Annotated in this window: 14 protein-coding genes; 6 read left to right on the top strand and 8 right to left on the bottom strand. The window is 73.3% G+C overall.

What is annotated here, in order from left to right:
* Positions 1 to 82: 82 nt before the first annotated feature.
* The 4 genes from WN71_RS17855 to WN71_RS17840 all read right to left on the bottom strand — a co-directional run bounded on the left by WN71_RS17855 (position 83) and on the right by WN71_RS17840 (position 5,124).
* Positions 83 to 952, bottom strand: a complete 870-nt coding sequence (locus tag WN71_RS17855; protein ID WP_046584979.1) for a geranyl diphosphate 2-C-methyltransferase — start codon at positions 950 to 952, stop codon at positions 83 to 85.
* A 117-nt stretch (positions 953 to 1,069) separates the two neighbouring features.
* Positions 1,070 to 2,272, bottom strand: coding sequence for a family 2 encapsulin nanocompartment cargo protein terpene cyclase (locus WN71_RS17850; protein ID WP_240529685.1), 1,203 nt, complete (start codon positions 2,270 to 2,272; stop codon positions 1,070 to 1,072).
* A gap of 16 nt (positions 2,273 to 2,288) precedes the next feature.
* Entirely contained in the window at positions 2,289 to 3,746 is a 1,458-nt protein-coding gene (locus tag WN71_RS17845; protein ID WP_046584980.1) for a family 2B encapsulin nanocompartment shell protein, read from the bottom strand.
* A gap of 361 nt (positions 3,747 to 4,107) precedes the next feature.
* Complete coding sequence (locus WN71_RS17840; protein WP_206300097.1) at positions 4,108 to 5,124, bottom strand: zinc-binding alcohol dehydrogenase family protein; 1,017 nt, start codon at positions 5,122 to 5,124, stop codon at positions 4,108 to 4,110.
* Positions 5,125 to 5,385: 261 nt separating this feature from the next.
* Between WN71_RS17840 and WN71_RS17835 the strand changes: the two genes are divergently transcribed.
* Together WN71_RS17835 and WN71_RS17830 are read left to right on the top strand one after the other, a co-directional pair.
* Positions 5,386 to 6,183 carry a VOC family protein gene (locus WN71_RS17835; protein WP_046584982.1) on the top strand — a complete coding sequence of 266 codons (798 nt, stop codon included), beginning with the start codon at positions 5,386 to 5,388 and terminating at the stop codon, positions 6,181 to 6,183.
* A gap of 39 nt (positions 6,184 to 6,222) precedes the next feature.
* Complete coding sequence (locus WN71_RS17830; RefSeq protein WP_046584983.1) at positions 6,223 to 6,933, top strand: ribonuclease H family protein; 711 nt, start codon at positions 6,223 to 6,225, stop codon at positions 6,931 to 6,933.
* 199 nt (positions 6,934 to 7,132) lie between these two features.
* On the opposite strand, the gene melC2 is transcribed toward WN71_RS17830, so the two are convergent.
* Positions 7,133 to 7,960 (bottom strand): tyrosinase MelC2, encoded by an 828-nt coding sequence (melC2, locus tag WN71_RS17825; RefSeq protein ID WP_046584984.1) that lies wholly within the window; start codon positions 7,958 to 7,960, stop codon positions 7,133 to 7,135.
* Between the two features lie 44 nt (positions 7,961 to 8,004).
* Positions 8,005 to 8,454 carry an apotyrosinase chaperone MelC1 gene (melC1, locus tag WN71_RS17820; RefSeq protein ID WP_046584985.1) on the bottom strand — a complete coding sequence of 150 codons (450 nt, stop codon included), beginning with the start codon at positions 8,452 to 8,454 and terminating at the stop codon, positions 8,005 to 8,007.
* Between the two features lie 393 nt (positions 8,455 to 8,847).
* On the opposite strand from melC1, the gene WN71_RS17815 reads away from it, so the two are divergent.
* Genes WN71_RS17815 through WN71_RS17805 form a run of 3 tightly spaced genes read left to right on the top strand, consistent with a single transcriptional unit; the run spans position 8,848 to position 11,617 of the window.
* A complete protein-coding gene (locus WN71_RS17815) occupies positions 8,848 to 10,095 on the top strand; it encodes an FAD-dependent monooxygenase (protein WP_420856507.1) in 1,248 nt (415 codons plus the stop codon).
* Positions 10,096 to 10,107: 12 nt separating this feature from the next.
* Positions 10,108 to 11,091: an aldo/keto reductase gene (locus WN71_RS17810; RefSeq protein ID WP_046584987.1), complete on the top strand. Its 984-nt coding sequence runs from the start codon at positions 10,108 to 10,110 to the stop codon at positions 11,089 to 11,091.
* A gap of 40 nt (positions 11,092 to 11,131) precedes the next feature.
* Complete coding sequence (locus tag WN71_RS17805; RefSeq protein WP_046584988.1) at positions 11,132 to 11,617, top strand: DUF6328 family protein; 486 nt, start codon at positions 11,132 to 11,134, stop codon at positions 11,615 to 11,617.
* Here WN71_RS17805 and WN71_RS17800 read toward each other — a convergent pair.
* Both WN71_RS17800 and WN71_RS17795 read right to left on the bottom strand, forming a co-directional pair.
* Positions 11,602 to 12,174, bottom strand: coding sequence for a DUF2238 domain-containing protein (locus tag WN71_RS17800; RefSeq protein WP_046585038.1), 573 nt, complete (start codon positions 12,172 to 12,174; stop codon positions 11,602 to 11,604). The two genes, WN71_RS17805 and WN71_RS17800, sit on opposite strands and share 16 nt — an antisense overlap.
* Positions 12,175 to 12,490: 316 nt before the next feature.
* Positions 12,491 to 12,916: an SsgA family sporulation/cell division regulator gene (locus tag WN71_RS17795; RefSeq protein WP_046584989.1), complete on the bottom strand. Its 426-nt coding sequence runs from the start codon at positions 12,914 to 12,916 to the stop codon at positions 12,491 to 12,493.
* A gap of 246 nt (positions 12,917 to 13,162) precedes the next feature.
* On the opposite strand from WN71_RS17795, the gene WN71_RS17790 reads away from it, so the two are divergent.
* Positions 13,163 to 14,608 carry a serine hydrolase domain-containing protein gene (locus WN71_RS17790; protein ID WP_046584990.1) on the top strand — a complete coding sequence of 482 codons (1,446 nt, stop codon included), beginning with the start codon at positions 13,163 to 13,165 and terminating at the stop codon, positions 14,606 to 14,608.
* The last annotated feature ends 58 nt before the right edge of the window (positions 14,609 to 14,666 follow it).

Genomic DNA, 14,666 nt, shown 5'->3' with positions numbered 1-14,666 from the left:
GGGCGCGCGAGGGGGACTCGCGCGCCGAACCGCCGTGCGCGCGGGGCGGGCCACGCGCGCACGGCGGGCGTGGCCCGGAGGATCACACCCGGTCGGCGGCGATCAGCAGGTACTGGAAGCTGCCGTTGCGGTACGCCGTGATGAACGTGTCCTCGATGCCGGTCACCAGGTGGTCCGCCTGCGCGCGCAACTCCCAGTAGGGAAGGGCCGCCTGGGTGAGGTCCTCGACGTGCACGGGGACCAGCCGGTTGCGGGCCAGGGCGCGGAAGTACGCCGACCGCGGATGGATGTCGCAGATGTAGTGGGCGTTGATCAGGGAGACCTCGCGGGAGGCCTGGCCGTAGGTGTCGTTGTAGCAGCCGGTGATCACCACGTAGCGGCCGCCGCGGCGCAGCAGCCGGGCGTGCTCGGCGAACAGCAGGTCCAGCTCGACGTACATGGACGACTCGTTGTTCCAGGACGCCGTGTACGCGCCGGAGTCGAGGCCGGTGTCGAGCATGTTGCGGTGGTGGTAGCGGACCTTGTCGTCGATGCCCCGGGCCCGTGCCTGGCCGTTGGCGAAGTCCGCCTGTTTCGCGGAGATGGTCACGCCGTCGGCGTGGCAGCCGTAGCGCAGATGGGCCGTGACGCTGCCGCCGCCGCGCCCGCACCCGGCGTCGAAGACGCGGTCGGCGGCGGTCAGCGGGCCGAGGTGCGCGGCGAGGAGTTCGGCCTGCGCGTGTTCCAGCCGGTGCAGTTCGGCGGTGACGCGGTCGCGGCGGCGGGCCGGGTCGGGCTCGTCGAGCACGGCCCGGTCGGCCTCACCGACGCCGTAGTGGTGGTGGTAGAGGTCGTCGATCCTGCCGAGTTCGAGGTTGACCGGGTTCTCCTCGGCGTTCCAGTACTCCGCCACGCGGGACTGGTACGTCGATTGGGACGGCACCGGTGCGGTGCGGGTGCCGGCGTCGGTCATGGTCAACGGTGACTCCTCTGGTGCGGTGTTCCGTGTGCGTTGCTGGTGTGTGCGGGGGCGGTGCCGGGCGGGGCGGTGCCCGCTCCCGGTGGCGCGAGCGGCCCCGCGGTGGGGCCGTCACCAGTAGTCGGGGAGGTGGTAGCGGTGGGCGTTGGTCGCGTGCCATTCGTGGTTGCCGGACACCCAGGTGGCCAGTGAACGGGCATAGCGCTCGACGAGCGGTGAGGTCGCCGACAGGGCCGCGGACTCCGTCTCGAAGGCCTCCATGACACGGTTGTGGATCTCGACGCTCTTGAGATAGGCGGCCTTCAGACCGTGGCCCTCGTTCCGCGCGACGACCTGCGGCAGGTTCAAGTGCTCCGGATCACTGGCCAGTTCCTTGGTGAAGGAGTAGAGGTCGTTGACGATGGTGGTCGCGTTGCAGGCCAGGGCCGTGATGCGCTGGATCTCGGGGCGGGCGTAGAGCTGCTCGGGCAGTTCGTAGCCGTCGACCGCGTCCACGATCGACAGACACGGCCGGAAGTTGTTGAACTGCCGCATCACCAGGTACTCCCACACCCGCGGCAGATACCGGGTCTCGGACCAGGCGGCCTCGGCGAGGTAGCCGAGGTGCAGGCGGGCGATGTCGTGCACGAAGCGGTCGGTCTGGCTGGGTGTGGCGAAGGCGGCGAAGTCCCGCACCGACCAGTGGTACGACCTGAGCGGTCCGTCGGCCTGTACGCCCTCGCGCCACTCGGCCTCCAGCTCGGCGGGACCGGCGAACGGGTCGATCGCCGACTGGGCGAGGACCAGCGGCCCGCCGAGCCCCAGCCGGGAGCCGCCGCGGCCCTCGTCCTCCTCGCAGTAGCAGCTGTCGACGAGGTTCTCGGCGAGCAGCAACTGTCCTGCCACGGTGAGCCGTTCGAGGTCGAGGGCGCCCGGGTGCTGGAGCACCACGGCGCGGCCGAACTGGAACCCGGAGAAGTCGCCCCGCCAGGCCGGCGGGAACAGGTCCAGGGCGCGGGCCCACGCCTCCAGCCGCCGGTCGACCTCGGCGGCCTTCACCGGGTCGGCGGGGGCGGCGGGCCGGTACAGCAGCCCCGGAATGGCCCCGGTGCGCCGGGTGGCGAGCGAGCGGGCGATGTTCGGCGGACCGGGCAGGGCGGTCGTGCGGGGCAGCGGGGCCGGTGGGGTGAGGCTCGGTGGTGCGGTCGTGAGGCCCGGTGGCGCGGTCGTGGCGGTCGGCGTCGTGCTGCCGGGCGGTGAACCGGCTCCGGTCGGCGCGGTCGGCGCGGTCGTGGCGGGCGTCGAGGCGGTCGGGGTCTTGGGGGGCGGGCTCATTCCGTGCTCCACGGTGTCAGTCGGCCGTCCTGCCGATCTGGACGTTCTCCAGGATCCCGGCCGCGTCGGGCACGAGGATCGCCAACGAGTAGTAGGCGGTGACCAGATAGCTGATGATCGCGGCGGCGTCGATGCCCATGAAGCGGACGTTCAGGCCCGGTTGGAACTCCTCCGGGATGCCTGTCTGGTAGAGGCCGACGACACCCTGGTCGGACTCGCCGGTGCGCAGCGCGATGATGCTGCTGGTGTGGTGCGCGCTCACCGGGATCTTGCTGCACGGCAGCATCGGCACGCCCCGCCACGCGGGCACCTCGCGCCCGCCGAGGCTGGCGGTCCCGGGCACGAGCCCGCGCCGGTTGCACTGCCGGAAGAAGGCCGAGATCGCCTTGGGATGGGCGAGGAACACCTTCGTGCTGCGGCGCATGGCGAGCAGTTCGTCCATGTCGTCGGGGGTCGGCGGCCCGGTGAAGGTGCTGATGCGCTGGCCGTAGTCGACGTTGTGCAGCAGTCCGAACTCCCGGTTGTTGACCAGCTCCCACTCCTGCCGCTCGCGGATCTCCTCGACGGTCAGGCGCAGTTGCTGCTCGGTCTGGTTCATCGGGTCGTTGAAGAGGTCGGCGACCCGGGTGTGCACCCGCAGCACGGTCTGGGTGAGCGACAGCTCGTACTCCCGTGGCGCAAGGTCGTAGTCGACGTAGCCGCCGGGCAGGGTCGGCTCGCCGACGTGGCCCGCCTGCACGGGCACCTCGGCCTCGCCCTTGCGGTTCGTCGGCAGCCGCCGGCGCTCGGCGTACCGCGCCAGATGCTCGGCGAGCGAGGGCGCCCGCGCGGTGAGGTCGCCGACCACCTCCCACGGGAGCACGAGCACGACGCCCGCGGTCTCCGCGCGCACCGAGGTGAGCCACAACGGCCGTTCCTGGCCGATCGCCTCGTCGCCCATCTGGTCACCGCCGGTGACCGTGCCGAGGATCTCCTCCTCGCCGTACTTGCCGTCCGTGAAGCGGGTGAAGCGGCCGTGCACGACGAGGAACGTCTCGGTGATGCGCTGCCCGGCCTGGAACAGCACCTGCCCGGCGCGGACCTCACGGGCCCGGAAGCGCCCGGCCAGCTCCCGCAGGACATCGATGTCGGGATAGCCGCGCAGCACCGGCAGCTCGGTGAGCGTCTGCGGGACGACCCTGATGTCGTCGGCGCCGTTCTGCTCGAACTGCACCCGGCCGCGCCCGATCCGCAGTTGGAGTCGGCGGTTGACGCGGTAGGTGCCGCCCTTGACGTCCACCCAGGGAAGCGCCCTGAGCAGCCATCGCGAGCTGATGGCCTGCATCTGGGGCGCGGACTTGGTCGTCGTGGTGAGCTGGCGCGCGGCGCGCGTGCCGAGACTGGTGAGCTCGTCGGTGAGGGGGCCGGCGGCGGGCCCGGGGCCGGGGCCCGGCCCGGGATCCGCGGTAGTGGTGGCGTGGTCGGGTGCGGACACGTGCCCTCCGGGGATGGCGGGTGGGGGAGCGGCGGTCGTCCGGATCCGCCGATCATGTGCAGGCACCAGCCAAACAGCGATGATCGCGGGCCGGTACGGCGTACAAGGGGCGCTTTCACGCTCGCGAAGGGGTAAACCTCCCTCCGGGGGCGGTCGTACGGTCACTCCGCGCGCTCGCGCCGATCCCGCGACGGTACGAGCTCCCGCCGGAGGGCGTACGTCCGGACCGCTGTGCGACCCGGACGTTCGAGCCGACACCGGAGCGGACACCGGAGCGGAAACCGAGCCGCTGCCGAGCCGCTGCCGAGCCGCCGTCGGGCCGAGGCCGAGGAGAGTTCGAGGAGAGTCCGAGGAGCGGTCGTCAGGAGAGGTCGTTCACCAGGACCGCCGCGCCGTCGAACCGGCCGGCCTTCAGGTCCCGCAGCGCGTCGAGCGCCCGCGACAGCGGATAGGCGTGGGTGGTCGCGCGCACCCCGTGCCGTGCGGCCAGGGCGAGGAACTCCCGTGCGTCGGCACGGGTGTTGGAGGTGACGCTGCGCACCTCCTTCTCGTAGAACAGGTCGCTCTCGTAGTGCAGCGGCGGGATGTCGCTCAGGTGGATGCCCGCGATCGCGAGGACCCCGCCGCGGTCCAGCGCCCGCAGCGCGACCGGCACCAGATCGCCGACCGGCGCGAACAGCACGGCGCTGTCGAGCGGTTCGGGCGGCGGCGCGTAGGCGTCGCCCGCCGAGGCCGCCCCGAGCTCCAGCGCGAGCCGCCGCGCGGCCGCACCCCGGGTCAGCACATGCACGGTGGCGCCCTCCGCGAGCGCCACCTGGGCGCACAGGTGCGCGCTGCCGCCGAAGCCGTACAGACCGAGCCGTCCGCCGGCCGGCAGGGCGGCCCGCCGCAGCGCGCGATAGCCGATGATCCCCGCGCAGAGCAGCGGTGCCGACGCCTCGTCCGGCACGTCGGCGGGCAGCCGGTGCGCGAAGTCCGCGGGCACGGTCGTGTACTCGGCGTACCCGCCGTCGGCGTCCCAGCCGGTGTACCGGGACGCGGGGCACAGATTCTCCGCGCCGCGCAGGCAGTACGCGCAGCTCCCGTCGGTGGAGCGCAGCCAGGCCACGCCCACCCGGTCACCGACGGCGAACCCGCGCACCGCGGCCCCGGCCGCCGCGACCTCGCCGACCACCTCGTGGCCCGGGGTCACGCCGGGACGGCGCACCGGCAGGTCCCCCTCGGTGACATGCAGGTCCGTGCGGCACACCCCGCAGGCCCGCACGCGGACGAGCAGCTCGTCGTCCCGCGGCACCGGCACGGGTTTCACGACGAGCCGGAGCGGGGCCGGGGTGTCCGCCTCGACCGGCCCCGGTTCCGTGACCGCCCAGGCCCGCATCGTCCGTGGGGTGTCCGTGTCCGCCATCCCGAGCCCCGTCCGCCGAAGCCGCGCCGTCGTGTGTGCGCCGTAGTGTCCGCGCCGTCGTGTGGTGCCGCCGCCCAGTCTCCCGTGGTCCGGCGTTCGGCGCGCGGGCGGGCGGAGCGATCGATAGCGTGAGGATCCGGACACACAGCCGGACAGGACCCGGCCGCGCGCCGTACCGCGCCGAGCGACGGGCGGCCCGCGCCGCCGGGCCAGAACCGAAAGAGGGCGGCACCGATGGGCGTGGAATCAGAGGGAACCCCGTGCTGGGCCGACGCGATGTTCAGCGACGTCGAGGGGGCCAAGCGCTTCTACGGCGAGGTCCTCGGCTGGACCTTCGGCGAGGCGTCGTCGGAGTACGGCAACTACACGCAGGCGTACGCCGACGGAAAGGCGGTCGCGGCCGTCGTACCGCCGATGCCCGGCCAGGAGGGGCAGTCGCAGTGGTGCCTCTACCTCGCCTCGCCCGACGCGGCCGCCACCGCGGCGAAGATCCGCGAGCACGGCGGTGAGGTGCTGATGGAGCCGATGCAGGTCGGCGACTTCGGCACCATGTGCCTGGCCCGCGACCCCGGCGGCGCGGTGTTCGGCGTCTGGCAGGGCGGCGTCCACAAGGGCTTCGAGACGGTCGCCACGCCCGGCGCCTACGGCTGGGCCGAGGTCTTCACCCGCGAGCCCGGGAAGTCGGACGCGTTCTTCCCGGCGGTCTTCCCGTACACGGTGAAGGAGCTCCAGGACGACGCGGTCGACTACCGCATGTTCCATGTCGGCGCAGACCCGGTGCTCGGCTGCATGAAGATGGGCGACGAGTTCCCGCCCGAGGTGCCGGCGTACGTCAACGTGTACTTCGTCGTCCCCGACTGCGACGAGGCCGTGGCGAAGGCCGGCAAGCTCGGCGGCGTCCTGCGGTTCGGTCCGATGGACAGCCCCTTCGGCCGGATGGCGTCGATCAGCGACCCCCAGGGCGCGAGCTTCTCGGTGATCGACGTCACGCGGACGACCGGCGAGGTGCCGCCCAGCGCGGACGTTTCCTAGGGTCCGTGGTCCGGAGCGGGGGTCCCGGCCCGCCGTGGCATGATCGAGCCCATGCGTGAACGAGTGGTGGCCGCCTGCGACGGCGCGTCGAAGGGAAATCCCGGTCCGGCCGGCTGGGCGTGGGTGGTCGCGGACGGCTCCGGCACACCGGAGCGCTGGGAGGCCGGACCGCTCGGCCGGACCACCAACAACGTCGCCGAACTCACCGCCCTGGAGCAGCTGCTGGGCGCGGTCGACCCGGACGTGCCGCTCGAGGTCAGGATGGACTCGCAGTACGCGATGAAGGCCGTCACCACCTGGCTGCCCGGCTGGAAGCGCAACGGCTGGCGCACGTCGGCGGGCAAGCCCGTCGCCAACCAGGAGCTGGTCGTCCGGATCGACGAACTCCTCGCCGGCCGCGCGGTCGACTTCCGCTACGTCCCCGCCCACCAGGTCGACGGCGACCCGCTCAACGACTTCGCGGACCGGGCCGCCAGCCAGGCGGCGAGCGCCCAGCAGGCGGCCGGCAGCGAACTCGGCTCGCCCGAGCCGCCCGCCGCGCCGGACACCCCGCGGCCCGCCGCCTCCCGCCGCAGGCCGGCGGGGAGCGGGACGGGCGGGGCGGCCCGCGCGAACGGCGGCTCGGCCCGGACGCTCAAGGCGAAGTTCCCCGGCCGCTGCGTGTGCGGCCGCTCCTACGCGGCGGGCGAGACGATCGCGAAGAACCCCCAGGGCTGGGGCCACCCGGAGTGCCGCACGACCACGGAGTGACCCGACCCGGACGGAACGACGGCTTCGCCTTCGCCGCGCCCGAAGCGCACGCCGGGTCCTCGCCGCCGACGTCAACCGCTACCCCCTGGGGGCGCGGGGAACTGCGCGAACAACCCCCACCGGCCCGCGGTCGGACGACGACGCCCGCCGCCCCGCGGCCGGACCGCGACCCCGAACCCCGGCCGGGAGGCCCCCGCGGTCAGCCGTCCGTGTCGAACGTGTAGAACCGCGTGTGATCCAGCAGATCCGCCGGCGTCGTGTCGTTCCACGGCTTCATCGTGTCGTGCAGGTCGACGACGTCCGGCGTGCCGCCGCCCGGCACGTACCCGGCGCCCGGGTGCCGGCGCTGCCACTCGGACCACAGCTTGTCGACGAACGCGTGGTGCAGCCAGAACACCGGGTCGTTGGGGGAGACCCCGGTCGCCATCTGGCCGCCGACCCAGACGTGGACGCGGTTGTGCAGATTGACCCCGCGCCAGCCCTCCAGGTGGTTGCGGAACCCGTCGGATCCGCTGTTCCAGGGCGCCGCGTCGTACGTCGCGATGGACAGCACCGAGTCGACCTCGGCCCGCGTGGGCAGCTCCCGCACCCCGGTGCCGAGGGAGCGCCGCAGATACGTGCGGCTGTCGACCCGTACGTTGACCGGCCAGTTGCCCGCGGCCGCGGCGAACGGGCCGTCCGTCACCCGGCCGTCGGAGCTGCGCCCGGTGCCGCCGAGGAAGTCGGGCGCCCACAGGGCGGCGCGCACCGTGCGATCGGTGCTCCAGTCCCAGTACGGCAGCGCGACCGAGGCGTCCACCGCCTGCAGCGCCCGCTCGAACTCCAGCAGGAATCTGCGGTGCCAGGGCAGGAAGGACGGCGAACGGTGGCCCGTGCGCTCGCCGTTGTCGGTGTCGCCGACGATGAAGGCGTTGTGGGTGGTGACGAAGGCGTCGTAGCGGCCGCTGCGCTTGAGTTCGAGGAGGGCGGCGACGAGGCGCCGCTTCTCGTCGGCGGTCAGGGCGGCCTGGTTCTTGCGGACGGTCATGTGGCGGGTGCTCCCGTTGTCGTGCAGGGTCCGTGCGGGGGTGGTCAGTTGGCCGGGAACGGGAGCAGCCGGGCGCCCTCGAGCTCGTCCACGGCGGCGCGCGCGGCGGCCCGCGGGGTCGGCACGGGGTCGTAGTGGCTGACGACGCTGATCCACGTGCCGTCGGCGTTGCGCATGACGTGCAGGGCCACGCCGTCGACGAACACGCCGTAGCCGCCGTGGTGTTCGTGCCCGGTGCCCATGGTCGTCGGGCGGCCCGCTATCCGGCGGCCCTTGTAGACCTCGTCGAAGGGCTCGGGCATGTCGGGCATCCCGTGCCCGTGGTGCGGGTCGGCCGACGGCATGGCGCCCGGCGACGGCTCGACGCCTGCCTGGGGTGTGGCGTCTGCCGCCGGTGCGGCGCCGGCCGCGGGCGCCAGGACGGCCTGCGCCCCGGCCGCGGTGGCGAGGGCGGCCGCTGCGGTGAGCGCGCGGCGGCGGGACAGGTCGGGCATCCGGAACCTCCTGGGATCGTTCGTTCGAAGGGGACGCCGTATGACTATCGGGCCCGGGGCAAGCGGGAGAAATCGCCCCGGACCGGTTGGCCGTGATCCGGACAATCACCCATATGCCGTGCAGGGTTGAACGAAGACGATCCTGCTCGCGTGACGTCGGCGTACTCCCCGGAAGAGGGAATTCCTTGCGCGGATCCGGGCGTTGGCGGTGATCTTTGGCGGGCCCCGGTGCGGCGGGTGACCCGGCTCACCGCGGGAGGTTGACGCGATCCGCGGGTCCGCCGCCCGCACCTCTCCCGCTGCTACTCTTCGGCTCCGGTCGGCGACGTTGAGTGACCGTCATCGCCGAAGCAGTCCGAACCACCACAACCGCCAGAACCGTCAGGGGTGTCCGTGAAGGTCTCGTGCGTCGGCGGCGGGCCCGCCGGCCTGTATCTGTCGATCCTGCTCAAGCGGCAGGACCCGTCCCACGACATCACCGTGTACGAGCGCAACCCGGAGGGCTCCACCTACGGCTGGGGCGTCACCTACTGGCGCGGCCTGCTCGACCGGCTGACGGAGCACGACCCGGAGTCGGCCCGCGCGGTCGAGGCGGACTCGGTCCGGTGGACCGAAGGCGTCGCCCGGGTGGGCGACCTGATCGCCCGTCAGCCCGGCGACGAGGGCTTCGGCATCGGGCGCCACCGGCTGCTGGAGATCCTCGCCGACCGGGCCCGCTCGCTCGGCGTACGGCTGGAGTTCGAGCACGAGATCGGCGGCGGCGACCTCCCCGAGGGCGACCTCCTCGTGGCGGCCGACGGGGTGCACAGCGCGCTGCGCGCCCGGCACGGCGACGGATTCGGCACCGAGTTCCACGAGGGGAGCAACCGCTACCTCTGGCTCGGCACCACCAAGGTCTTCGACGCCTTCACCTTCGCCTTCGTGGAGAGCGAGCACGGCTGGATCTGGTTCTACGGCTACCCGTACGGCCCCGGGCACAGCACCTGCGTCGTCGAATGCGCCCCCGGGACCTGGCGCGGGCTGGGCCTGGACCGCGCGGACGAGGCCGAGGGGCTGACCCTCCTGGAGAAGCTGTTCGCCGACGTCCTCGACGGCAACCGCCTGATCGGGCGCCCCGCGGGGGACGGCAGCGCCCCGTGGCTCGCCTTCCGCACCCTCACCAACCGCTCCTGGCACCACGGCAACGTGGTCCTGCTCGGCGACGCCGCCCACACCACCCACTACTCGATCGGCGCGGGCACCACCCTCGCCCTGGAGGACGCCGTCGCCCTCGCCGGGGCCCTGCGCCGCCACACCGGCCTCCCGCAGGCCCTCGCCGCCTACGAGGACGAACGCCGCAGGGCCCTGCTGTCCGTGCAGAGCGCGGCCCGCTACAGCGCCCGGTGGTACGAGAACCTGCCGCGCTACATCCATCTGCCCCCGCACCAGATGTTCGCCCTGCTCGGCCAGCGCCACTCGCCGCTGCTGCCGTACGTGCCGCCGCAGCTCTACTACGGCCTCGACCGGGCCGTGGGCCGGCTGGAGTCGCTGCGCCGTCTCAAGCGGTGGCTCGGGCCGAAGGTGGCGCGCACCGTGCACGCGCGCGCTCTCGCCTCCGGCGCTTCCCGGGGGGCGCAGGCCGCGGCGAACGAGGACGGATGACAGAATTCGGTCATGGACGAGCGCGAATTCATCAGGTCAGGCCGGCACGCGTCGGTCATCGGTCTCGGCACGTGGCAGCTGGGCGCCGACTGGGGCGACGTCGACGACAAGGAAGCCCTCGCCGTGCTGGAGGCCGCGGCCGAGTCCGGGGTCACCTTCTTCGACACGGCGGACGTCTACGGCGACGGGCGCAGCGAGGAGACCATCGCCACCTTCCTGCGCGGCCGCCCCGACCTGCACGTCATGGTCGCCACCAAGATGGGCCGGCGCGTCGACCAGATCCCCGAGAACTACGTCCTCGACAACTTCCGCGCCTGGAACGACCGCTCGCGCCGCAACCTCGGCGTCGACCGCATCGACCTCGTGCAGCTGCACTGCCCGCCGACCCCGGTGTACTCCTCGGACGAGGTGTTCGACGCCCTGGACACCCTGGTCGCGGAGGAGCGCATCGCCGGGTACGGCGTCAGCGTCGAGACCTGCGCCGAGGCGCTCACCGCCATCGCTCGGCCGAACGTCGCGAGCGTGCAGATCATCCTCAACCCGTTCCGCATGAAGCCGCTGCGCGAGGTGCTGCCCGCCGCCCGGGAGGCCGGCGTCGGCATCATCGCCCGCGTCCCGCTCGCCTCGGGCCTGCTGACCGGCAAGTACACCAAGGACACCGTCTTCCCGGAGAACGACCACCGCACCTACAACCGGCACGGCGAGGCGTTCGACCAGGGCGAGACGTTCTCCGGCGTCGACTACGCCACGGGCGTGGAGGCCGCCGCGGAGTTCGCCGCCCTCGCACCCGAGGGCTGGACCCCGGCCCAGCTCGCGCTGCGCTGGATCGTCGAGCAGCCCGGCGTGACCACCGTCATCCCGGGCGCCCGCTCGCCCGAGCAGGCCCGCGCCAACGCGGCCGCGGCCAAGCTCCCCGCCCTGCCCGAGCAGACCCTCACCGCGATCCGCGACCTCTACGACCGCCGGATCAAGGACCAGGTGGAGCAGCGCTGGTAGGACGCCGTTTGAGGATCCGCCGGCACGGTACACGCTTCACATGACACCGCCGGTGGCGCGCACGGGGCGCGACGAGAGTCCGGAAGAGCGAGCCGACCGGATGTGGGGTGAGCTCATCCAGGAGGTCCGTGTCGCCCAGACGGGCGTGCAGATCCTCTTCGGCTTCCTGCTCACCGTGGTGTTCACCCAGCGCTATCCCTCCCTCGAGGACACGGACCGGGCCATCTACGTCGTGACCGTCGTCCTCGGGGCCTGCGCCACCGGCGCCCTCATCGGCCCGGTGTCCCTGCACCGTGTGGTCGCGGGGCGCCGGGTCAAGCCCGAGGCGGTGCGGTGGGCGTCCCGGCTGACCTTCGTCGGGCTGGTCCTGCTGCTGGCCACCATGGCCTCGTCGCTGCTGCTGATCCTGCGGGTGGCCACGCACGGCAGCTGGGTGCCGTGGCTGGTGGCGCCCGTGGTCGTCTGGTACGTCCTGTGCTGGTACGTGCTCCCGCTGTGGACCCGGCGCCGTCACACGTCGGAGTGAGCCGCCAGGGCCGCCATCCGGCGGTCGTGCAGCCGGCTCAGCACCAGTACCGAGACCACCGCGCCGATCAGCGCGCAGAACATGTCCCACTGGGTGTCCCACGGGTCGCCCTGCGTGGCGAGGAACGCGTCGGCGCCGTGGCCGCCGATCTCGGCCGCCGCCCACTCGAACAGCTCGAAGAGGGCGCTGAAGGCCAGGCAGGCGCACACCGTCAGCGGGGCCAGCCAGCGGCTGCCGCGCAGTGGTGACCTGCGGCTGAGCACCTCCCGCACCAGCACGGCCGGCACGAACCCCTGGAAGAGGTGGCCGAGGCGGTCGTACGGGTTGCGGCTGAGGTGGAAGGTGTCCCGCACCCAGTCGCCCGCCGGCACCTGCGCGTAGGTGTAGTGCCCGCCCACCGCCAGCACCAGCGCGTGCGCGGCGAGCAGGCAGCACAGCAGGTCGGTCAGCGGGAAGCGGCGCCGGGCCAGGACGATCAGCGGCAGGCCCACCAGCACCCACACCGTCTCCAGGAACCAGGTCGCGCGGTCGCGCGGCGCCCATCCCGACAGCACCATCCCCACGACGACCACCGCGACGCACAGCGGCGGCACCAGGCGCCGTCCGGCGAGCCGTTCAGCCAGCGGCACGGACAACACCCGGCTTCCGGAGGAGGGTTCGCGGGACACGGCGGGGAACCCGGCGCGTGCGGCGGGCGGTTCGGGGCGTGCGGCGGGCGTCGCTGCGGTCGGTTCGGCGGCGGTCATCAAGGCTCCTCGGAGCGGTCGCGGCGGGCTCCCTGCCCGTCGGGGCTCCAGACTGGCGGCACCGCCCGCCCCGCGGCATGAGTACGCCTACTCATCGCGGCCCGGGAGGTGCGGGGGCCGGTGGCCCTCAGCCGCGCGCGAGGATCTCCGCGAGGAAGTCGTCGACGCCGATCTCCTCCTCGCCGGGCGGTACCACGGCCCGGGTGCTGCGCAGGAAGGCGGAGACCGCCGGTGCCCACGCGTAGACCACGGCGTGGTGGCGGCTGCCGTCCTCGTGCGTGTCCCCGAGGAACTCCATCCGCAGCTCCGCCCACATCCCGTTCGTCACGGGCGAGAACCGTACGTCGCCGACGCCGACGGACCTGCGCAGCCCCTCACCCAGCATCTCCCGGTCCAGCCGCCACCGCGTGAGGACCCGGCCGTCGTGGCTGAACACCGCGGTCACGGCGAACGGGTCGGCGGCGTCGTAGGAGAGATGGGCGAGGACCGGACAGCGGCTCGCGCCGTCCGCCTGGAGTTGCACGACCAGGGTGCTGTGGACGTGGGGATTCACAACAAAGCCTCCGAGGGGTGCGGACGTCGTGCCCTCTAGTACCCCTCTCGCGCGAAAAATGCTCAGTCGAGCGAACGATCGGCACGGTTTCGGCCGAAAGCGTCCCGTGGGGCGGGGCACCGGAGTCTCCTTCTACGGGTGTTGAGTGTCCACGCGGGCGGGTGGTTCCCGACGGCGGCGGAGGAAACCGGCCGGGTCCGTGCGGCGCCCTGGTGACCGGCGCTCCGGCGGGAGAGGATGCGGCTCATGAGCGACCGTCCATGGCCCACCAGCGCCCCCGCCGAGCAGGGCGTCGACGCGTCCGGCGTGCTCGCCTTCCTGGACGCCGTCGAGGCCGCCCCCGGCATCGAGCCGCACAGCCTGATGATCGTGCGGCACGGGCATCTCGTCGCCTCCGGCTGGTGGGCGCCGTACACCCCCGAGCGGCCGCACCTGCTGTACTCGCTCAGCAAGAGCTTCACCGGTACGGCCGCCGCGCTGGCCGCCGCCGAGGGGCTGCTCGACCTCGACGACCCGGTGATCTCCCACTTCCCGGAGTTCGAGGCCGACATCACCGACCCGCGCAGTCGGGCCCTGCGGGTGCGGCACGTGGCGTCGATGGCCAGCGGACATGTCGCCGAGACCCTGCCGGCCTCGCTGGCGGCCGACGCCGCCGAACCGGTCCGCGGCTTCCTGCTGGTGCCGCCTGAGCGCGACCCGGGCACGGTCTTCGCCTACAACCAGCCCACCACGTACACGTTGGCGGCCATCGTGCAGAAGGCGACGGGGCAGCCGCTGACCGAATGGCTGCGGCCCCGGCTGCTCGACCCGCTCGGCATCGGCGACGTGCGCTGGCTGCGCGACCGCACCGGCCGCGAGATCGGCTACAGCGGACTGCACGCCCGCACCGACGCGATCGCCCGGCTCGGCGAGCTGTACCTGCGCCGCGGACAGTGGCGGGGCGAGCGGCTGCTGCCCGCGGACTGGGTGGCCGACGCGAGCCGAGCGCACATCCCGACCGGGGACGGCTCGAAAGAGGCGGCGGACTCCGACTGGGGGCAGGGCTACGGCCTCCAGTTCTGGCGCTCCCGGCACGGGTTCCGCGGCGACGGCGCCTACGGCCAGTTCTGCCTGGTGCTGCCCCAGCAGGACGCGGTGATCGCGACGACCGCCGACACCGAGCGGATGCAGGCCCTGCTCGACCTGGTCTGGGCGCATCTGCTGCCCGCGTTCGGGACCGCGCCGCCGACCGGCGCGGGGGAGCGCGACGCGGCGCTCGCGGACCGCCTGGCGGACCTCGCCCTGCCGCCCGCGCCGGGCGCGTCCGTCCCGCCCGCACGGGCCGACGCGTGGCACGGCGCCCGCTTCACCCCGTCCGGCGGCGGCTGCCCGGCCCAGCCACGCCTGACCGACGCCCGGGTGACCTCGGACGCGGACGGCTGGTCGCTGGTGCTGACCGAGGCGGACGAGCCGCTGCGCCTGCCGTTCGGCGCGCCCGGCTGGACCGTCACGGAGGACCCCCTGCCGCTCGCGATCAGCGGCGGCTGGACCTCCCCGGACACCCTGTCGCTCGACGTGGCCTTCCTGGAGACCCCGCACCACCTGCTGCTGACCTGCTCCCTGCCCGACGCCGGCTTCACCGCCCGCTGGCGCACGACACCGCTGCACCCGGGCCGACTGCGCTCGCAGCGCGCCACGCGGGGCCGGGACTGACACCACCGCCCCGGACCGCAGCTGCCCCTCCCTGACGGGCCGAGGTCCAACCGCCGGA

The sequence above is a fragment of the Streptomyces mangrovisoli genome, assembly GCF_000974985.2.
GTDB lineage: Bacteria > Actinomycetota > Actinomycetes > Streptomycetales > Streptomycetaceae > Streptomyces > Streptomyces mangrovisoli.
The sequence above is the reverse complement of the archived record's forward strand: the minus strand, read 5'-3'. Positions and strand labels throughout refer to the sequence as shown.